The organism is Kitasatospora sp. NPDC001132, assembly GCF_053598415.1.
Window position 1 is genome coordinate 200,378 of sequence record NZ_JBSFKF010000003.1, and the last position, 19,429, is coordinate 219,806.

Annotated in this window: 20 protein-coding genes; 10 read left to right on the plus strand and 10 right to left on the minus strand. The window is 73.5% G+C overall.

Annotation, left to right across the window (positions count from 1 at the left end):
• Nucleotides 1-30: 30 nt before the first annotated feature.
• Nucleotides 31-1,257: a kynureninase gene (gene kynU, locus ACWDBE_RS05310; protein ID WP_449789195.1), complete on the plus strand. Its 1,227-nt coding sequence runs from the start codon at nt 31-33 to the stop codon at nt 1,255-1,257.
• A 230-nt stretch (nt 1,258-1,487) separates the two neighbouring features.
• Nucleotides 1,488-1,985, plus strand: a complete 498-nt coding sequence (locus tag ACWDBE_RS05315; protein WP_449789194.1) for a F0F1 ATP synthase subunit B family protein — start codon at nt 1,488-1,490, stop codon at nt 1,983-1,985.
• On the opposite strand, the gene ACWDBE_RS05320 is transcribed toward ACWDBE_RS05315, so the two are convergent.
• Nucleotides 1,982-2,965: a hypothetical protein gene (locus ACWDBE_RS05320; RefSeq protein ID WP_449789193.1), complete on the minus strand. Its 984-nt coding sequence runs from the start codon at nt 2,963-2,965 to the stop codon at nt 1,982-1,984. The two genes, ACWDBE_RS05315 and ACWDBE_RS05320, sit on opposite strands and share 4 nt — an antisense overlap.
• 76 nt (nt 2,966-3,041) lie before the next feature.
• Between ACWDBE_RS05320 and ACWDBE_RS05325 the strand changes: the two genes are divergently transcribed.
• Nucleotides 3,042-3,671, plus strand: a complete 630-nt coding sequence (locus tag ACWDBE_RS05325; RefSeq protein ID WP_449789192.1) for a TetR/AcrR family transcriptional regulator — start codon at nt 3,042-3,044, stop codon at nt 3,669-3,671.
• 159 nt (nt 3,672-3,830) lie between these two features.
• Here the strand turns inward: ACWDBE_RS05325 and ACWDBE_RS05330 are convergent, their stop codons facing one another.
• Nucleotides 3,831-5,249 (minus strand): choice-of-anchor A family protein, encoded by a 1,419-nt coding sequence (locus ACWDBE_RS05330; RefSeq protein ID WP_449789191.1) that lies wholly within the window; start codon nt 5,247-5,249, stop codon nt 3,831-3,833.
• A 276-nt stretch (nt 5,250-5,525) separates the two neighbouring features.
• On the opposite strand from ACWDBE_RS05330, the gene ACWDBE_RS05335 reads away from it, so the two are divergent.
• The 3 genes from ACWDBE_RS05335 (at nt 5,526) to ACWDBE_RS05345 (ending at nt 7,933) form a co-directional block, all read left to right on the plus strand.
• Nucleotides 5,526-6,242, plus strand: coding sequence for a 4'-phosphopantetheinyl transferase family protein (locus tag ACWDBE_RS05335; protein WP_449789190.1), 717 nt, complete (start codon nt 5,526-5,528; stop codon nt 6,240-6,242).
• Nucleotides 6,243-6,435: 193 nt separating this feature from the next.
• Entirely contained in the window at nt 6,436-6,918 is a 483-nt protein-coding gene (locus ACWDBE_RS05340; RefSeq protein ID WP_449789189.1) for a hypothetical protein, read from the plus strand.
• 112 nt (nt 6,919-7,030) lie between these two features.
• On the plus strand, nt 7,031-7,933 hold the full coding sequence (locus ACWDBE_RS05345; RefSeq protein ID WP_449789188.1) for a helix-turn-helix domain-containing protein: 903 nt from the start codon (nt 7,031-7,033) through the stop codon (nt 7,931-7,933).
• Here ACWDBE_RS05345 and ACWDBE_RS05350 read toward each other — a convergent pair.
• Nucleotides 7,930-8,388, minus strand: coding sequence for a hypothetical protein (locus ACWDBE_RS05350; RefSeq protein WP_449789187.1), 459 nt, complete (start codon nt 8,386-8,388; stop codon nt 7,930-7,932). The genes ACWDBE_RS05345 and ACWDBE_RS05350 overlap by 4 nt on opposite strands.
• Nucleotides 8,389-8,596: 208 nt before the next feature.
• Nucleotides 8,597-9,604, minus strand: a complete 1,008-nt coding sequence (locus ACWDBE_RS05355; RefSeq protein WP_449789186.1) for an Lrp/AsnC family transcriptional regulator — start codon at nt 9,602-9,604, stop codon at nt 8,597-8,599.
• Between the two features lie 162 nt (nt 9,605-9,766).
• On the opposite strand from ACWDBE_RS05355, the gene ACWDBE_RS05360 reads away from it, so the two are divergent.
• Entirely contained in the window at nt 9,767-10,570 is an 804-nt protein-coding gene (locus ACWDBE_RS05360) for an inositol monophosphatase family protein (RefSeq protein WP_449807264.1), read from the plus strand.
• A 15-nt stretch (nt 10,571-10,585) separates the two neighbouring features.
• Here ACWDBE_RS05360 and ACWDBE_RS05365 read toward each other — a convergent pair whose 3' ends face one another.
• From ACWDBE_RS05365 to ACWDBE_RS05390, 6 genes are all read right to left on the minus strand, one after another.
• On the minus strand, nt 10,586-11,521 hold the full coding sequence (locus ACWDBE_RS05365) for an amidohydrolase family protein (RefSeq protein ID WP_449807265.1): 936 nt from the start codon (nt 11,519-11,521) through the stop codon (nt 10,586-10,588).
• A gap of 41 nt (nt 11,522-11,562) precedes the next feature.
• Nucleotides 11,563-13,197 carry an acyl-CoA dehydrogenase family protein gene (locus tag ACWDBE_RS05370; protein WP_449789184.1) on the minus strand — a complete coding sequence of 545 codons (1,635 nt, stop codon included), beginning with the start codon at nt 13,195-13,197 and terminating at the stop codon, nt 11,563-11,565.
• Entirely contained in the window at nt 13,181-13,939 is a 759-nt protein-coding gene (locus tag ACWDBE_RS05375) for a TetR/AcrR family transcriptional regulator (RefSeq protein WP_449807266.1), read from the minus strand. The genes ACWDBE_RS05370 and ACWDBE_RS05375 overlap by 17 nt, the downstream gene beginning before the upstream one ends.
• Before the next feature lie 162 nt (nt 13,940-14,101).
• A complete protein-coding gene (locus ACWDBE_RS05380) occupies nt 14,102-15,652 on the minus strand; it encodes a S28 family serine protease (protein ID WP_449807267.1) in 1,551 nt (516 codons plus the stop codon).
• A 211-nt stretch (nt 15,653-15,863) separates the two neighbouring features.
• A complete protein-coding gene (locus ACWDBE_RS05385; protein WP_449807268.1) occupies nt 15,864-16,736 on the minus strand; it encodes a S1 family peptidase in 873 nt (290 codons plus the stop codon).
• 211 nt (nt 16,737-16,947) lie between these two features.
• Nucleotides 16,948-17,577: a TetR family transcriptional regulator gene (locus ACWDBE_RS05390; protein ID WP_449807269.1), complete on the minus strand. Its 630-nt coding sequence runs from the start codon at nt 17,575-17,577 to the stop codon at nt 16,948-16,950.
• Nucleotides 17,578-17,697: 120 nt separating this feature from the next.
• On the opposite strand from ACWDBE_RS05390, the gene ACWDBE_RS05395 reads away from it, so the two are divergent.
• From ACWDBE_RS05395 to ACWDBE_RS05405, 3 genes are all read left to right on the plus strand, one after another.
• Nucleotides 17,698-17,853 (plus strand): hypothetical protein, encoded by a 156-nt coding sequence (locus tag ACWDBE_RS05395; protein WP_402412358.1) that lies wholly within the window; start codon nt 17,698-17,700, stop codon nt 17,851-17,853.
• 56 nt (nt 17,854-17,909) lie between these two features.
• Nucleotides 17,910-18,233, plus strand: coding sequence for a DUF4190 domain-containing protein (locus ACWDBE_RS05400; RefSeq protein WP_449807270.1), 324 nt, complete (start codon nt 17,910-17,912; stop codon nt 18,231-18,233).
• Nucleotides 18,234-18,488: 255 nt separating this feature from the next.
• Nucleotides 18,489-19,373 carry a metallophosphoesterase family protein gene (locus ACWDBE_RS05405; protein WP_449807271.1) on the plus strand — a complete coding sequence of 295 codons (885 nt, stop codon included), beginning with the start codon at nt 18,489-18,491 and terminating at the stop codon, nt 19,371-19,373.
• Nucleotides 19,374-19,429: the final 56 nt, after the last annotated feature.

Sequence of the window (19,429 nt, forward strand, 5' to 3'; positions counted from 1 at the left end):
GTGCACACGGATGACGAGGGAGGGACGGGCATGACCACGCGCGAGGACTGCGCGGCGCTGGACGCCGTCGACCCGCTGGCGGAATTCCGCAAGGAGTTCACCCTGCCGGACGGGGTGATCTACCTGGACGGCAACTCGCTGGGCGCCCTGCCGGCGCGCACGCCCGAACGGGTGCGCCGGGTGGTCGAGGAGGAGTGGGGCCGGGAGCTGATCCGCAGCTGGAACGACGCCGGCTGGTTCGAGCAGCCGTACCGGCTGGGGCGGCGGATCGCGCCGCTGGTCGGCGCCGACCCGGCGGAAGTGGTCGTCTGCGACACCACCTCGGTCAACCTGTTCAAGGTGCTGTCGGCCGCGCTGCGGCTGCGCCCCGGCCGGCGCACCGTGCTCGGCGACGCCGAGGCCTTCCCGACCGACCTGTACATCGCCGAGGGCGTGACCGGCCTGGTCGAGGGCGCGCGCAGCGCGCTGATCCGCCCGGAGGAGCTGGACCGGCACCTGGACGGGGACGTCGCCGCGGTCGTCCTCTCGCACGTGGACTACCGCACCGGTGAGCTGCTGGACATGCCCGGGATCACCGCCCGGGTACGGGCCTCGGGCGCCCTGATGATCTGGGACGTCTGCCACTCGGTGGGCGCGCTGCCGGTCGAACTCGACGCCGCCGGAGCGGACTTCGCGATCGGCTGCACCTACAAGTACCTGAACGGCGGCCCCGGCTCACCGGCCTTCCTGTACGTCGCCGGGCGGCACCTGGCGGCCGGCCCGCTCCAGCCGCTGAGCGGCTGGTTCGGCCACGCCCGACCGTTCGCCTTCGAGCCCGGGTACGACCCGAAGACGGGCATCGGCCGCTTCCTGACCAGCTCGCCCTCGCTGCTCGGCCAGGCCGCCCTCGGCGCCTCGCTGGACATCTGGGAGCGGGCCGACCTGGCCGCGGTGCGGGCGAAGAGCCTGGCCCTGACCGACCTGTTCGTGTCGCTGACCGAGGGGCTGGACGGCGTCGAGGTGGTGACCCCGCGCGAGCACGCCCGGCGCGGCAGCCAGGTCGCGCTGCGGCACGCCGACGGCTACCCGGTGGTGCAGGCACTGATCGAGCGCGGGGTGATCGGCGACTTCCGCGCGCCGGACCTGATGCGCTTCGGATTCACCCCGCTCTACCTCTCGTACACCGAGGTCTGGGACGCGGCCCGGCAGCTGGCCGAGGTACTGGAGAGCGGCGAGTGGCGGGCGGAGCGCTTCTCCCGCCGGGGCGAGGTGACGTAGCCCGGGGGCCGGAGGCCGGGTCCTGGGACCGGGGCCGAGCCGGGGGGCCGGAGGCCGGGTCCTGGGACCGGGGCCGAGCCGGGGGGGCCGGGGCCGAGCCCTGGAACCGGGGGCCTGGGCCGGGGGCCGGGGCCGGTCGTGACGCAGCTCATGTCCGGGCCGAGTTCGATCCCCTTCGTCCTCGGGAACGCTCCGGACTGACGGACCGTCACACCCTGGGGAGGTAGTGCGTGAACCTCGAACTCGGCCCGCTCAAGCCCGAACCGGCCCCGCTGCTCCTGGGGCTGGCGCTGTTCTTCCTGCTGCTGTGGACGCTCGGCCGCCACCTGCTCCCCCGGATCGAACGGGTGCAGTCCGAACGCTGGGAGGCCACCGAGGGGCGCGCCGAACACGCCGAGGCCCTGCTCGCCGAGGCCGAGGCCACCCGGGAGGCCCGCCTGCGGGAGCTGGCCGAGGCCCGGCACGAGGCGGCCCGGATCCGCGAGGAATACGCCGAGCGCGGCGCGGCGGCGATGGTCACGGCCCGCGCGGAGGGCATCCGCGACCGGGACGAACTGCTCACCGCCGGCCGCGCCCGGATCGCCGCCGACCGGGCCGAGGCGGCCCGGGTGCTGCGCCGGGACGTCGGCGAGCTGGCCGTCACCCTGGCCAGCCGGGTGATCGGCGAGCCGGTGCACGCCGTCGCCGCCCGGCGGCGCACTGTGGAGCGCTTCTTCGAGGCGAACTAGCCTGCACGGGGCGGGAGTTCGCCGTCCGCCCCGCCGGATCGCGTCAGCTCGGCGACCAGTTCACGGTAGACGGCGAAGGCCGGCTTGGGCGTGTAGTCGTCGCGCAGCAGGCCGAAGTGCGGGAACAGCCCGGCGCCCGCGCTGTCCGCGTCCCGCAGCGCGAAGAACGCGTAGCCGGTGACGTTGAGTTCGGCGGCGAGCCCGGCGACGGCCCGGACCACCTCCGCCACCACCTCGGCCTGCCGCGCCTCGCTCCGCCCGGGGCCGGTGGGCCAGCCGTTCTCGCAGATCCGCACCGGGACGCCGGGGCCGATCCCTGCCCGGGGCAGCGCGCTCTCGCGGAAGTCGGTGAGCACCGCCCTTACCGCGTCGGCGAGTTGCTCCGGCGGGACGGGGCGGAAGACGTCCGGGAAGAAGTCCAGGCCGACGTAGTCCAGGGCACGGTGGAAGCGCTCGTCGGCGAGCCGGCCGAGCTCGGACCAGAAGGTGTCCGCGGGGTCGAAGGAGGGCACCGCGTTGAAGCCGACGGCCAGCCGGTCGAATCCTCGGGCCAGCGCCTCCTCCTTGGCCGCGACCACGCCCTCGACCAGCGCGCGGCGGACGTTCGGCATGCTCCCGTCCACGGGCGGGAGGTCGAGGTTGGGCTCCTCGCAGATCTGGAGCAGGGCGAGCCGGTGGCCCTCGGCCCGGACCGTGCGCCGGACGAAGTCCAGCCAGCCCGCCAACTCGTCGCCGCGCTCCCGGTACTGCACCACCAGGTCGAGCCGGCGGCCCTCCCCGGCGTACTGCTCGGGCCGTTCCGGGGTGTGCTCGCCCCCCGGGTACGAGCGGTAGGCGCGGACCAGGAACTCCCTTGCGTCGCCCTGGAGTTCGTGCAGCGCCGCGGCGATCCTGGCCGGCTCGTCGGGGCGGGCGGGCGCGATGACGCCGGTGTCGTCACCGAGGAGTCCGCCGGGATAGATGCCGAAGGTGAAGGTCATGCCGTCACCGTAGCGGATATTTTTGGTGTCACTGCAAGTTTCAAGTGACACCATGATTCACGGATAGGATCCGGCCATGGGACTTCGCGAACTCAAGAAGCAGCAGACCCGGGAACTGCTCTCCGACACCGCCATGGGCCTGTTCGCCGAGCGCGGCTTCGACCGGGTCACGGTGGTCGAGGTGGCCCGGGCCGCCGGGGTCTCGCCGAACACGGTCTTCAACTACTTCCCGACCAAAGAGGACCTGTTCTTCGACCGGCAGGAGGAGGTGGTCGCCCGCCTCGCCGAGGTGGTCCGCCGCCGCCCCGCGGGCAGCTCGGCCGTGGACGCCGTCCGGGCCGACCTGCTGGCGGCCTTCGCGGAGGGGGAACCGACGGTCGGGCTGAACCCCGGGATGGCGGCGTTCTGGCGGATCGTCGAGGACAGCGCCGCCCTGCGGGCCCGACTGCTGGAGCTCGGCGACCGGGCCGAGGCGGCACTGGCGGCCGTCCTGGCCGAGGAGTCGGGAGCCGGCCGGGACGACCCGCTCCCCCGGATCGTGGCCGGAGCCGTCGCGGGGGCCCACCGGGCGGTGCTCGGCGAGGTCCGGCGGGCGATGGTGGCCGGGGAACCGGCCGGAACGGTACGGACCCGGGTCGAGGCCGCGGTCGAGCGGGCCTTCGGGCTGCTCGCCTCGGGCCTCGCCCACTACCCGGCCGGGCGGTAGGCGACCCGGGCGGCGTTCGGCGCGACGGCGGGGCGGGGCGAGGGCGGAGCGGGAACGGCGCAGGCCGCCCGGTCGGGTCGACTCGGGCGGCCTGCGCGGCAGTTCGGCTGTCCGACTGCCCGGCTGTCCGACTTCTCGGCCGTACGGCCCGTACGGCCGTCAGCCGTGGCGGCCGCGACGGCGGCGGGCGGCCAGCACGGCCAGACCGCCGAGGCCGAGCAGGCCGACGCCCGCCACACCGAAGACCACCGGGGCGTTGCCCGCGCCGGTGGAGGGCAGCTGACCGCCGCCACCGGGGTGGCCGGTCGGCTCCTCGGTCGGGTGGAGGCCGGTCGGGGCCGGGCCGGCGCTCGACGTCGTCGCACCGGCCGACGGCGAGGTCGGCGAGGTGGACGCCGGGGAGGTCGGGGAGGTCGGGGAGGTCGGGGCCGGGGAGGTGGGGCTCGGCGAGGTGGGCGCCGGGGACGTCGGCGAGGGCGACGGCGTCGACGAGGTCGGCGACGGGCTGGGCGTCACGGCGCAGTCCGGCAGGTCGCCGTCGAACGGGTAGCTGTGGATCTCGTAGCCGCCGGTGCCGGTGTGGACCAGGCTGCCCGCGAGGTACACCCGGCCGTTCATGCCCGGCTGGGCGATGGTCGTGGTGCCGCGGGGGTTGCCTGCCAGGACCGAGCCCTGGAACTGGGCGCTGCCGAGGATCTGCGCCGAGGTCGCGGTCGGGAAGTTGTACATGAGCTTCGAGCGCATCTCGGTGGTCTGGTCCCCGGCCAGGCCGGTGCCGGTGTAGGTGTTGACGACCGGGTTGTCCCCGAGCATGTTCACCACGACGGTGGCGCCGGCCGGTATGCCGGCGAAGACCAGGCCGATCTGCCCGCCGGACGGCGAGGCGAGGTCCTGGGTGACATTGAAGACCTGCTTCGCGCTGGTCCCGTCGCCGGTGAAGGTCGCCTCGCTGGAGGTGACGGCGACGGTGCCGGTCGCGGCGGCCCGGCCGACGCAGCCGGAGACCTCCTCGATCCGGGTCAGCACCGACCGGTAGGGCGCGGCGGCGTTCGGATCCTGGATCGACTCACCCGTGGGGTCGATGTTCACGGCACCGGTGACCGAGCCCGCGTGGCGCAGATGACCGAAGGCCGGGCCGCGCGAGTCGATGCCGCCGATCAGGACGGTGTTGCCGGCCCTGACGTCGACGTCGCCGCCGGTGGTGACGAAGTCGCTGCCGTTCGGCGGCACCACGCGCGAGCCGACGCCGACGACGCCCATGTTGTAGGCGCCGCCGCCGTTCTTGTCGACGGTCAGGTTCCCCAGCGCGACGATCCTGCCCTCGGCCTCCGCGGCCCGGCCGTTCACGGTGTAGTCGCCGCCGGTGAAGACGTTGACGGTGGCGTCCCGGCCGGGGAAGTCGCCGTTGTGCGCCGGCGGCCAGGTGCTGGGGCAGTCGGGCCCGGAGCAGGCGCCCAGCGGCGGGGCCAGCGGAGCGGCCGAACCGACCGTCAGGACCGCGGCCAGCGGCAGCGCGGTGACGGTGGTCGCCACCGCGACCAGGGCGGACCGGCGCCCGCGCGGGGCCGGAGTTCTCACGGTGGTCGTTCTGTGCTCCGGCGAACCGGTGGCCTGACCCATCGACAATTCCTCCGTGCATGGGAAAGGGCAGGCCGGGACGACCTGCCGTGACGTGATGTCTGCGCTGCTGCGACGTCTGCGACGTCTGCTCGGCGATTCCAGAGATTCGGGACATCAAACATCAAATCAGACATTCTCACCCTATAGATCCTCAGATCTGATCCGAAATTCATCCGCACGGAGCAGCGTCCGCCCGGGCGGACGCGAGTTCGGGGGAAGCCTTAGGTTGGAAGCATGAGCACCGAGGCCCAGGAAGAGAGCGCACCGCTCGTCGCCGTCGCGTCCGCCGACGCCGTACTGCGGCACCCCGAGGCGGGCGAGCACCTGCTGACCGCCATGGAGCGGGAGCGCGCCGCGCGCTTCCGGCACGAGTCCGGGCGGATCGACTTCACCGCCGGGCACCTGCTGGTCCGGCTCTGCGCCGCCCGGCTGCTCGGCGTGCCGATGGCCGGCCTCGTCCTCGCCCAGCAGTGCCCGGACTGCGGGCTCGCCGACCACGGCAAGCCCTACCTGCCGGACCACCCCGGGGTGCACGTGAGCCTCTCCCACACCCGGGGCGTGGTCGCGGCCGGTGCCGGGTTCCAGCCGGTCGGGGTGGACGTCGAGCTGTCCACCCGGGGCGGCTCGCTGCGTTCGGTCGCCCGCCGGGTGCTCGCCCCGGCCGAGCTCGCCCTCGTCGAGGCCGACCCGCAGCCGGAGCGGGCGTTCCTGCGGCTCTGGGTGCGCAAGGAGTCGCTGATCAAGATCGGCAGGGCCACCCTGGACACCCTCGGCCGGGTCGACCTCTCCGCCCTGCCGCTGGCCGTCCCGCCGGGCGCGCCGCTGCGCAGCCGGTACGAGGACCTGCACCTGCTCGACTGGACCGACCTGGCCGACCCGGAGCACGTCGCCGCCGTCGCGGCCGTCAGCACCGCCCCGCCCCGGATCGTGGAGCTCACGGCTTCGAGCTGATCGGGGTGGGGGGTGGGCCTTGGGGCGGGGCCGGGGCGGGCCCTGAGGCCGGGCCGGGGTGGGCCTTGGAGCGGGGCCGGGGCGGGCCCGCGCGGTGGGCCGGTGGATAAGCGGTGTTAGCGTGCCTGGCGTGGGCACGCCGGACGCGCGCCCGCCTACCAGCTGCCCACCGGATTCAAAAGGGTGCCCCGCCATGGCCAAGTTCCTGCTGAGCCTGCACGTCCTCGTGTCGGTCCTGTTCATAGGCCCGGTCGCGGTGGCCGTCAGCATGTTCCCCCGCCGGGCGAAGGCCGCGCTGGCCGGCGGACCGGACCGGGCCTCCGACGCCGGTGTGCTGCGCGTACTGCACCGGATCACCCAGCTCTACGCGCTGCTCGGGGTCGCGGTGCCGGTGCTCGGCATCGGCCTGGCCCAGGTGATGGACGTGCTCGGGCAGTCCTGGGTGATCGTCTCGATGGTGCTGACCGGCCTCGCCGCGCTCGCACTGCTGCTCTTCGTGCTGCCCGGCCAGCAGGCCGCCGTGGACGCGCTCGAACTGGACCCGTCGGACGAGCAGCACGGCAAGGCCGTCAGCGGCCTGAAGCTGCTGCCGATGACCGCCGGGGTGTTCAACCTGCTGTGGGCCGTGGTCGTGGTGATCATGGTCATCCGCCCGGGGTCGAGCACCGGCGTCTGAGCCGCCGCTCCCCTGCTCCCTGGCCCCCCGGCTTTCGGGCCGCTGGTCCCCGGCCCCTGATCGCCACCGCCCCCTCCCGCCGACCGGGGTCGTTCGAGTACCGTCCTGGGCCATGACGATCATGGCGGGCATGGGCAGCCCGACGGGAACCGGAGTCGGGCCGCTGCTGCGCGGCTGGCGGGAGCGACGACAGCTCAGCCAGCTGCAACTGGCGCTGCGGGCCGACTCCTCGGCCCGCCACCTCAGCTTCGTCGAGAACGGCCGCTCCCGGCCGAGCCGGGAGCTGGTGCTGCGGCTGGCCGAGCACCTGGACGTGCCGGTGCGCGAGCGCAACACCCTGCTGCTCGCGGCCGGCTACGCCCCGCACTACCCCGAGACGCCGCTGGACGACCCGTCGATGTCCGCGCTGCGCGGCGGGCTGGAACGGCTGCTGGCCGCCCACGACCCGTACCCGGCGGTGGTGGTCGACGGCTCCTTCCGGGTGCTGGCGGCCAACCGCGCGCTCGGACTGCTGCTGGACGGCATCGCCCCGCACCTGCTGGAGCCGCCGCTCAACGCGATCCGGATCACCCTCCACCCGGACGGGCTGGCACCGCGCATCCTCAACCTTCGGCAGTGGCGGCAGCACCTGCTGGAGCGGATGGAACGGCAGCTGGAACTGGTGCGGGCCGAGCCGCTGCGCCGGCTGTACGAGGAGGTCCGCGGCTACCCCGAGCCGGCCGGCGACCCCGCGGACGCCCCGGGCGCGGGCGGCGGGGCGGGCGGCGGCGCGGCTGCGGGCGGCGGGGCGGGCGGCGGCGCGGCTGCGGGCGCTCCGGGGGGAGCCGACGGGTTCCCGTTCGCGCTGCCGATGCGGGTCCGGCACGACGGGCAGGTGCTCTCCTTCCTCTCCACCATCGCCACCTTCAACACCCCGCTGGACGTCACCGTCTCCGAGCTGGCCATGGAGACCTTCCTACCGGCCGACGCGGAGACCGTGCGGTTCCTGCAAGCCGCGATCGGGCCGGACCGTTAGCCCTGGCCCCGGGTCTGACCCCGGGTCTGGCCTTGGGCCTGGCGCCGCAGGGCGGTGAACTGGAGGACGGCGAACAGGCCCACCGCCGCAGCCTGTGCGGGGATCCAGACGAACCCGGCGGTGGTCGGCTCCAGCCACAGCTCCATCGCGACCAGGCTGAGCACCACCCAGACGAGGTTGAGGTCGATCACGGCCCGCACCCCGAGCACCGGCGGCCGCCGACGGGCGGCCAGCGCGCCGACCGCGAGCGCGTAGCCGAGGAGGAGGAGCCCGAGGTCGACCAGGGTGGTGCGGCCGGCGCCGAGCAGTTCGCCGAGCGGGCCGGAGAAGGCCAGGTAGGCGAGGCCGTTGCCGCCGGTGACCAGGGCGTCCAGGGTGAGGGCGCCGCGCACCGTCCACGGCGAGAAGGCGGAACCGGGTCGGGCGGGCGTGAGGGTGTTCGCGTGGACGGACATGGCGGATCGCCTCCTGTCAGGGGGTGGGATCCCGGGGCCGTGGCGGCCGCACCGGATGCCACCACCCTGCCCCGTGGGGCGGCGGGCGTCGATTACCCCTCAGGTAACGGCGGACCGGGGGCAGGGCCCCGGGGCCGGGCCGGGGGCAGGGGCCGGGAGCCGGGCCGGGGGCTGAGGGCCCGTCCCCCCGCGGGTGACGACCGGCCCGCTACGGCCGCCGGGCCGGCTGCCGGAGCAGGACGCCGGCCCGCTTCACCGCGCGGGCGGTGATGGTGGTCTCGGCCCGGGCGGCACCGAGCGGGCCGAGGGTGTCGGTGAGAAAGCGGTACAGCTCGCCGTGGTCCGGACAGAACACCGTGGCCAGCAGGTTGGCCGGGCCGCTGGTGGCGAACACCCCGTGCACCTGCGGGTGCCGGGCCAGCGCCGTGCCGACCTCGGCGATCCGGCCGGGCGGCACGTCCAGCCAGAGGTTGGCGTCCACGGCCATGCCGAGCAGCCGCGGGTCCACGGTGGCGTGGGTGCGCAGCAGCCCGGCCTCGTCCAGCCGATGCAGTCGGCGGCGCACCGTGGACTCGGGCGCGCCGACGGCCCCGGCCAGCGCGGCGTGGGACTGCCGGGCGTCCTCGCCCAGCCGCTCCAGCAGCGCGCGGTCGAGACCGTCCAGCGGCGGGGGCGCGGCGGGGCGGGGAGCGGCCGGGCGGGAAGTGGTGGGCCTGGCGAGTGCGGCGGCCTCCTCGTCGGTGAGGTACCCGGCCCGCCACTGCCCGGCGTCGGCGAAGGCGTGCAGCACGGCGTGGGTGGTGGTCTCGGTGACGGCACCGGTCGCGGGCAACTGCCCGTACAGCAGCCGGTCGCGGGAGCCGGCGTCGGTGAGCATCACGGCGCCCACCTCGTGGCCGCCGAGCATCACGTCGACGAACGGGACGTCCGAGCGGTCGGCGAGGGCCTGGGCGATGGCGTCCACCCGCCCGCTCAGCACCCGGACCCGCAGCAGCAGCGCACCCACGGCGGCGTCCTCGACGTCCGGCAACCGGACCACCCGCAGCACCCCGGCCTGACGCATCCGGCCCAGCCGGCGGGTGACCGTCCGGGCGGAGACGTCCAGCACCCCGGCGATCCGGCCGGGCTCGGCCCTTCCGTCCACCTGGAGGGCGCACACCAGGCGGCGGTCCAGGGTGTCCAGCACGCTGTCCGGATCGGTGGTGGAGAGGTCCATGGTGTCCGATTTCCGTCACTCTCGGCAGTAGTTGCGTCCTGATCGGCAACCTGACGGTACTCCTTGTCCCGACCGACCGGCCGGAGCGGACGGAGCGGACGCCGGGCCGGAGCCCCGCCCCGGCGTGAGGAATCGAGCGTGAGGAATCGAGGAGGGGTCGCCGTGACGAAGGAACTGTGGACGCTGGCGGACGGTGTGGAGGCCGCGGTGCGCGAGGTCGGGGCGGGGCTGGCGGCACGCCGGTCCGCCGACCCGGTCACGGCGCGGACCGTCGAGGAGGCGGCGGCCGCCTTCGCCGAACTGGACGGCCCGGCCGCAGCAGCGTTGCGGGAGCGGCTGACGGCGCTGCGCCCGCAGGCCGGCTGGGTGCCCGAGGAACTGGACGGCACGGTGCCCGCCGAGGGCGAGTGGTGGCTGTGCGACGCGACCGACGGCGCGGTGCAGTACCTGCTCGGGCAGCCGCACTGGGCGGTGACCGCCACCCTGGTGCGGGACGGCACCGCGGTACTGGCCGTGGTGCACGCCCCGGAGCAGGACGGCCGCACCTACCGGGCGGTGCTCGGCGGCGGGGCCCGGCTGGACGAGCGGCCGATCGCGCCCCTGGAACGGGAGTTGGCCGTCACCGTCGCCGCCACCAGCCAGCCGCCGCGGGTGGCCGCCGACCCGGTGGCGCTGCGCCGGGCGGGCGAGTCGCTGTCCGCGATGGCGGGAGCGGTCCTGGCAGTGCGCAACCTCGGCCCGACCGCACTCCAGGTGGCCCAGGTCGGCTCGGGGCACCTGGCGCTGTTCTGGGAGTACGGCCTCGACGCGGGCAACCTGTTGCCCGGCGCCCTGATCGCGCGCGAGGCGGGCGCGGCGGTGACGGACGCCGCCGGGTCGGCCTGGACGGCCGGCTCCGACGGCTTCCTCGCCGCCGCGCCCGGGTTGCACACTCGGGCGCTGGAGGTGCTGCGGACGGTGCGGTGATCGGCGGTGCGGTGATCAGCCTTCGGGCTTGACGCCGAAGAGGGCAGCCGCGTTGTCGTGGCAGACCGCCCGCAGCCACTCCTCCCCCAGCCCCAGCCCGGCCAGCGCCTCCAGCTGGTGGACGTACCGGTAGGGGATGTTGGGGAAGTCGCTGCCGAGCAGGACGCGGTCCGCCAGCCCGCGCAGGCGCCGCAGTTCCTCGCGCGGGAACGGGTCGTCGGCCTCGGCGAAGTCGGTGAACGCGATGGTGGTGTCCAGCCGGACGGCCGGGTGGCGCTCGGCCAGGTCGAGGAAGCCGCGGTACTCGGGCATCCCGAGATGGGCGACCACCACGACCAGGCCCGGGTGCCGCTCCAGCACCGTGCCGATCGGGCCCGGGCCGGTGAACCTGCCCGGCACCGGCCCGGATCCGCAGTGGGTGACCACCGGGGTGCCGGTCTCGGCGAGCAGCCCCCAGACCTCGTCCAGCAGCGGGTCCGCCGGGTCGTAGCCGCCGACCTGGAGGTGCGCCTTGAACACCCGGGCGCCGTCCTCGATCGCCCGGGCCACGTAGTTGGTCGCCTCGGGCTCGGGGAAGAAGGTCGCGGTGTGCAGGCAGTCCGGGGTGCGGGCGGCGAAGTCGGCGGCCCAGGCGTTCAGCCAGCCGGCCATGCCGGGCTTGTGCGGGTACAGCATGGACGTGAACGCCCGGACTCCGAAGTCCCGCAGCCGTCGGACCCGTTCCTCCTCGGCCTCGCGGTAGGTGATCGGCCAGGGACGGTTCACCAGCGGACCGGCCGCGTCGAAGTACGCCCACACCTTGTCGAGAACGTTCTTCGGCATGAAGTGGGTGTGCACGTCGATCAGCCCGGGAAGGCCGAGCGTCTGCCAGAACTCCCTGACCCTCTCGGCCTCCTGGCCGTCCGTTTCCGGACCGTCCGCCTCGTGGCCGTTCACCGCTCGGTCGTTCACTGCTCGGTTGTTCGCCGTTCGGTCGTTCACTGTTCGGTCGTTCACGCGGGCACCGGCAGGGCGCGGTCGATGATCGTTCCGGTGTCGACCCCGGCCGGCAGGGTGCCGAAGGCCGCGCCGTGGTCGCCGCCCAGCCGGCTCGCGCAGAACGCGTCGGCCACCGCCGGGCTGCCGTAGCGGACCAGCAGCGAGCCCTGGAAGGCCAGTGCCATCGACTCGACCAGTCGGCGGGTGCGGTACTCCAGGTCGCCCAGGTCGGTCAGCTCCTTGCGCAGCGCGGCGACGGCCGCGTCCAGCCGGCGGTCCGCACCCGCGGCGGCGTCGAGTTCGCCGAGGAAGGCCTCCACGCTCTCGGGGCGCTTGGCCATGGCGCGCAGCGCGTCCAGGGCGGCGACATTGCCGGAGCCCTCCCAGATCGACACCAGCGGCGCCTCCCGGTAGAGCCGGGGCATCCCGGACTCCTCCACGTAGCCGTTGCCGCCCAGGCACTCCAGCGCCTCGGCGGAGTGCGCCGGACCGCGCTTGCACACCCAGTACTTGGCCACCGCCAGGCCCAGCCGCCGGACCAGCGCCTCGTTCCCGTCCCCGGCGAGGGTGCGGTCGGTCGCCTGGGCGAGCCGCATGGCGACGATCGTGGCCGCCTCGGACTCCACCACCAGGTCGGCGAGCACGTTGCGCATCAGCGGCTGGTCGACCAGCGCCTTGCCGAACGCCCGCCGGTGCAGGGCGTGGTGGACCGCCCGGGTGGCGCCGTAGCGCATGCCGGAGGCCGCACCGATGGTGCAGTCCAGGCGGGTCATGTTGACCATCTCGATGATGGTCGGGACGCCCCGCCCCTCCTCGCCCACCAGCCAGCCGACCGCGCCGTCGTACTCCAACTCGGCGGAAGCGTTGGACTTGTTGCCGAGCTTGTCCTTGAGGCGCATCAGCTGCAGGCGGTTGCGGCTGCCGTCCGGCAGGACGCGCGGCAGCGCGAAGCAGCTGAGGCCGCCCGGCGCCTGGGCCAGCGTCAGGAAGAGGTCGGACATCGGCGCCGAGGTGAACCACTTGTGGCCGGTGAGCCGGTAGGTACCGTCCGGCTGCGGAGCGGCGGTGGTGGTGTTGGTGCGGACGTCCGAGCCGCCCTGCTTCTCGGTCATCGACATGCCCGCGATCAGCCCGCGCTTGGTGCGCGGCTCGCGCAGCCCGAAGTCGTACTCCCGCGCGGCCAGCAGCGGCTCCAGCTCAGCGGTCAGCTCGGGGTTGGCGCGCAGCGCCGGGACGGCGGCGTAGGTCATCGAGATCGGGCAGGTGTGGCCGGCCTCGACCTGGCCCCAGACGAAGAACCTGGCGGCACGGGCGGAGTGCGCGCCGGGACGCTCGTCGCGCCAGGGCGCGGCGTGCAGGCCGTACGAGACGGCGGTGCGCATCAGCTCGTGCCAGGCCGGGTGGAACTCGACCTCGTCGACGCGGTTTCCGAAGCGGTCGTGGGTGCGCAGCACCGGCGGGTTCTCGTTCGCCAGCCGGCCCCACTCGGCGGCCTGCTCGGAGCCGGCCAGCCGGCCCAGCTCGCGCAGCTCGGGCTCGGCCCAGCCGGCGTCGGCCCGCTGGAGGGCGGCGAGCAGGGTGGGGTCGGCGGCGGTGTCGTGTCCGTACGGCAGGGGCACCTGGTTGGTGACCTCATGCGTCGCTGTCATCGCGTCCTCCCAGGGCACGCAGGGTGAAGGAGACCAGGGCGGGGACCACCGTGGTGTTCTTGCTGTGTTCGGACTCGCCGTGTTCGGACTCGCCGTGTCCGGGCGCGCTGCGTCCGGGCTCGCTGGGTTCGGGCGCGCCGGGTTCGGGCGCGCCGGGTCCGGGCCTGCCGTTCCCGGACTCGCCGGGTCCGGGCCGGGCGGTTCCGACCGGTGCGGCGGCGAGCGGGCCGGCCAGCGCCTCGCCGACCGCGCCGACCAGGGCGGCCGCGGTCAGCACCGGCTCCTGCTCGGGCAGTTCGCCGCTCGCCACCGCGGCGGCGATCTCGGTGGCGATCACGTCCCGGAACGCCCGCCGGAACACCAGGCGCTCCTCGTCCACGACCGCGTCGGCCGGCTCGACCAGCAGCGCGTACGCCAGCCGGGGTGCGCGCAGGGCGCGGGCGGCGAAGGTCTCGACCACGGCGGCGATCCGCTGCCGCGGGGTGTCCCGGAGCGCGACGGCGGCGTTGACCGCGTCGATCTCGTGCGTGACCACCCGGCGGAACAACTGCACCGACAGCTCGGCCTTGCCGCTGAAGTGCTGGTAGAGGCTGCCGGTGGCGATCCCGGCGCGGTCCGCCACGGCGGCCATCGTGCAGCCGCCGTAGCCACGCTCGGCGAGCAGGCCGACCGCTGCCTGGAGCACCGCTTCGCGCTGGGCGTCCAGGCGGGCTTGTACGGCGGGCGTGCGTCGGTAGGCCATGGAAGCATTGAAGCACTGATTCATTGCTTCGGGGAGGGGTCGGTCCGCTGCTTCTTCGGCTGCGCCCGCCGTTCCCCGAACGACGCGAGGAGGCCGCCCCGGAACCCGGGGCGACCTCCTCGACTGCGTGCCTGGTGGTACCGCCTGCTGCGCGCGTCGGCGTTACAGCGGGCGGCGCTCCTGCTCCAGCCGCTGGCCCTCGACGTCCAGCGGACCGAAGTCCGCACCCGCCCCGGGCGACTTGGCGAGCGAGCGGGCGGCGTTCGGGCCGCTCAGGCCCGCCCACTCCAGCACCTTGGCGGTGGCCTCCGCCGACTGCGCGGCGGGCAGCTGCCCGATCTTGGAGCCGTGGTTGCCGCCGGGCACGGTGTAGACGTAGCTGTCCTCGCTGCCCCGGCCGAGGCGGAACGGCTTGGCGCCCCACGGGTCGTTGCCGCCGTAGACGTACATGATCCGCTCACCCTCGCGCTTCACCCAGCGGTCGATGTCGGGCATCGCGTTCGGGTTGAAGACGGTCGGGATCTCCTTCGGCACGTAGCTGCGGACCGAGTAGAGCTCCTTGTAGTCGTAGTGCAGCACGCCCTTGAGGTGCGAGACGTCGAAGAACGGCGCGCCCAGCTCGGTCGCGGCCTGGTAGTAGTACGCGGTGTACTTCGCCAGCGACTGGTCGCTGTTGCCGGTGACGCCGGACTGCGAGTCGAACCAGGCGTACAGCTCGTCGTCGGTCGCGGTGGCCGCCACCGGGACCTTGGCGCAGTCGGACTCCAGGCTGTACTGCCAGAACGCCCAGACCACGTCCAGCACGCCGGCCTCGTACGCGCGGTCCGGGGTGCCGAGGGTGTTGAAGGTGGAGCCGGCCGCCTTGTTGTCGGCGACGTAGCGGGCCTCCAGACGGTCGCGGCGCACCAGCAGCTCGCGCTGGGCGGCGTTCAGCCGGGCCCGGCACTCGGGCGTGCCGACGGTGCGGAAGAACTCGCTGTACGCCTCGTAGTCGTTGACGTTGGTGTTGTTCGGCGCGACGTAGGCGATCGTGCCGGCCACGTCGTCCGGGTAGAAGCGGCGGTAGTAGGTCGAGGACATGCCGCCCTTGCTGGCGCCGGTGGACAGCCACTCCTCCTGGTAGATCCGCTTGAGCGCGGTCACCAGCCGGTGCGAGTCCGCGGCGCCCTGGCGGATGCCGGCCTTGGACCAGTCCGCCGGGTCCGGGCGGGAGGGGGTGAAGAACCGGTACTCGATGGACACCTGGTTGCCGTCCACCAGCCGGGTCGGCTCGGTGCGGGACGGGTTGGTGCCCAGGGTGTAGCCGTTGGTGTAGAAGACGGTCGGGCGGTCGTAGCCTCGGTGCAGCAGACTGAAGCGCTGCTGGAAGGTGCCCAGCCAGGGGCGGTTGTGGTCGATCGGCTGGGTGTAGGTGGCGATGAAGTAGCGGTGACCGGTGGTGGTCGGCTTCTCCTCGGTGACGGTCACCCCGGGGATCGCCGCGAGGCGGTCCTTGATGTCGGCGGTCGGGTCGTCGGCGGGGCTCCGGCCGTGGCGGGAGCCGTTGCCCTGGTCCTTCTGGTCACCCTGGCCGCCCTGGTCGCCCTGGTCGCCCTGCGGGCCCTGGGTAGCGCTCCGGCCGTCGGCGGCGGATGCCGGGCTCGCCAGGCCGCCGACCGCGAGCAGCGGTATCAGCAGGGCGGAGGCCAGCAGTCTTCTCACGGTGGTGGTCATCAACTCTCCATATCTGCGGTGCAGGTGGTGCGATCGGTACGGCGGTCGGGGTGGCAGGCGGTACAGCGGTCGGTGCGGTCGGTGCGGTCGGTACAGCAGGCGCCACGACAGGCGGTACGGCGGCCGGCCGATGGACGGCCGAATGGGCCACCCGCCGTTCGCGGATGGCCCATCGGGAGGAAAGTGCTGGTCAGCGGGTTGCCCTGATGCTCTACGGGCGGGGCAGGGTGCAGCCCGGGAGGGTGAGGTCGAAGCGGTTGCCGGCGGCGAAGCAGGCCGGTATCCCGTAGGTCTCCTGGGCGTAGCCGATGCCCGGGCGGACCGTCACCGCGCCGTTCTGGTCCACCTCGCAGGGGTTGTCCAGGGTGCAGGTCTCGCCGTTCTCGTTGATCGTGTTGTTCACCGCGACCACCTGGTTGGTCGAGGCGTCGACCACCGGCGAGCCGGAGGTCCCTCCGATCACGTTGCAGGTGGAGGTGTAGCGGAGCGAGTCCTTGAAGGTCCAGTCGGCTTCCTTCAGCCGGTAGGCGAAGCCGTCGACCGAGCAGGAGTAGATCTTCTTCCAGTAGCCGGAGACGACCTTGATCGAGGTGCCCTGGACGGGGTGGGTGGCCGCGATCGTCAACGGGGCTATCCCGTACCGGGACTGGATCGAGGCGTAGGTGGTGTTCAGCTGGTAGATCGACACGTCGGTGTCGGTCATCGCGCCGTACACGATCTTGGTCGCGCGCAGCGTGGCGACACCGCTGCCGCTCGCGTTGAGCAGGGTGAAGCTGCGGCTGGAGGACTGGTTGAGGACCACCTGACCCGGGCCGGGCATGCCGGTCTCCAGGCAGTGCCCGTTGGAGAGCACGAGGGCCGGGTCGCTCGCGGCCGAGCCGGGCATCCGCACCAACGAGCCGGAGCAGTTGCTGAGTGCGACTGTCCCGGCGAAGTTGACGGCGGCGACGGACTTGTCAGCGGACGTAACAGACGTGACAGACGTGGCGGCAGGGGCGGCGGCCTGAGCCGGAACGCCACCGACGAAGGCGGTGGCACCGGCGACCAGGAACGTGGCGACCATGCCTATGAGCGGCTTCTTCATGAGAGACCTCTCGCTGTGGGGGTCCACGGGTGGGGGTGCACCAAAGCTGTCGCGGACATGACCCACTGTCAAGAGTCAAAGCAACACCAAGAACCGCCCAAGCCGCAATGACCGGTTACCGCCGCCACCCGGCACGAGACCCGGCCCGCCTCGACCCGCGACCCAGCCCACCCATCACACAAAGCGTCCGTCAACTCCTCGACGGAAGAGCTCAGCCCGCCTGCCAGTGCTCCCGGCCGATGCTGATCAGGCGCAGCTGGAGACGTGCGGTGGCGGCGATCCGTTGCTCCCGCGCCGGGTCCGTCTCCAGCGCCTCCAGGAAGGCAGCGGCCGTGGAGACCATGTGGTCGACGTACAGCTCGGCGAGCATCCGCAGGTCCTGTTCGCTCCACCCGCGCGACTCCGGCTGCAGCGCCAGGGCGGCCCCCACCTCGGCGGCGAAGCGGCCGAGTTCGGCGTCGATCGCCTCACGCACCTGCCGCACTCCGCCGTGCCGCTCGCGCGCCAGGAAGCGCACGTGCCCCCGGTGTTCGCGGACGTGCCGCTCGATCACGTCCACCGCACGGTCGATCAGCTCCTCGGACCCGCCGGACTCGGCGAGCACCGAGCGGATCATGACGTGCAGGCTGGCCAGCGACTCCTCGACCAGCGCCACCCCGAGGGCGGCGAGGTCCGGGAAGTGCCGGTAGAAGGCGGCCGGCGAGAGCCCGGCCTCCCGGGTGACCTCGCGGACGCCCAGGCTCGCCAGGTTCTGATCGGCCAACAGGTGCAGCCCGGCGTCCAGCAATGCCCGCCGACTCTGCTGCTTCTGGGCCTGCCTGGCCCCAACGGTGTGACTCACGCCATTCAGTAAACATTCGTTTGCTGAACTTGGCCAGCCGGGCGTACAGTGAGGACGAAGTCAGTGAACAGTTGTCAACCGAAATCGGCGCAGTCCCAGCCGCAGCCGAAGGAGCCAGCCGTGATCCTGCTCTCCGCCCTCGTCGCCATGGGCATCCTGATCGGCACCGCCGCCCACACCTCGCTCCCGGTCTTCCTCGCCGCCTCCGCCGCCATCACCGCCTGGCTGCTCGCCTTCGGCGCACGCGAGGGCATCGCCCGCCTCCGGCACCGCTGACCCGGCCGCACCGCGGACCGTACCGCGGCCACTGCCCAGAGAGGACCCGCACCACCATGAGCATCGTCACCGACCGCCAGGCGATCGCCCCTCGGAGCACCAGCCGCTCGGAGCTCCGCAGCCAGGCGACCACCCGTCAGGGCACAGCCGAGGCCGACGGCCTCGCCATCGCCTCCTTCCTCCTCGGCCTGCCCGGTCTACTGCTGTTCAACATCGTCCTCGGGCCGATCGCCATCACCCTGGCCACCCTGGCCCTGCTCCGCGGCACCCGCCGACGCGGCCGCGCCCTCCTCGGCCTGACCCTCGGCATCACCTCGCTGGTGATCCTCGCCGTCACCGTTATCACCTCCCACGGGGTGATCATCGACATCGGCTCCTGAACCCGATCCAACTCCCCTTCCACTCGCGGCTCCTGACTCCGTCTCCCGCTCCGTTCCGCACGTCCCTCCCGCACGTCCCTCCCGCACCTCCCGATCCGTCTCCGCGCCACCGTCCGCCCCTGAGGCACCGGGCGAACCTCGACCCCCGGGCCGACGGTTCGAACGACTGATCCCGTCAACCTGCCCCGATCCCCCGGCCCGCCACATAGAGTGGGCCCATCGGCCGCACCGGCCGGACGACCTCAGGGGGCAGGAGTGACCACGGAGAACCGCAGCGACGCACAGGCGCCACGGCCCACCCCGACGGGGGGACGGCTGCTCGCCGTGAGCGATCTGCACATCTCCTACCAGGAGAACCGCGACCTGGTGGAGAAGCTCCAACCCTCCCACCCCGACGACTGGCTGCTCGTCGCCGGTGACGTCGCCGAGCTCACCACCAGCATCGAGTGGGCCCTCGGCCTGCTCGCCGAACGCTTCGCCCGCGTGGTGTGGGTCCCGGGCAACCACGAGCTGTGGACCCACCCGGAGGACCCGGTCCAGCTGCGCGGGGTGGCCCGCTACGAACACCTGGTGGAGCTGTGCCGCCGGCTCGGCGTGGTGACTCCCGAGGACCCGTACCCGCTCTGGGAGGGCCCCGGCGGACCGGTCCGCATCGTCCCGCTCTTCCTCCTCTACGACTACACCTTCCGTGCTCCCGGCACGACCACCAAGGAGGCCTCCCTGGCGGCCGCCTACGAGAGCGGCATCGTGTGCGCGGACGAGCGGATGCTCTACCCGGACCCGTTCCCGGACCGCGACTCCTGGTGCCGCGAGCGCGTCCGGCTGACCGAGAAGCGGCTGGCGGCCTGTGACCCGGACGTCCCGCTCGTCTTCGTCAACCACTACCCGCTGGTCCGGCAGCCCACCGAGATCCTCTGGTACCCCGAGTTCGCCCAGTGGTGCGGGACCGAGCTGACCGCAGACTGGCACACCCGGTTCAACACCGCGGCAATGATCTACGGCCACCTCCACATCCCGCGCCGGACCACCTACGACGGCGTCCCGTTCACGGAGGTCTCGCTCGGCTACCCGCGCGAGTGGCGCAAGCGCGGCCTGCCGGACCCGCTGCTGCGGGAGGTCTTCCCGCAGGCCGCGGGCTGAGCCGCCCCGTCACCGCCTTCGTTCCGCCGCCGATCCACGGGCCGGGGCCGTACCAG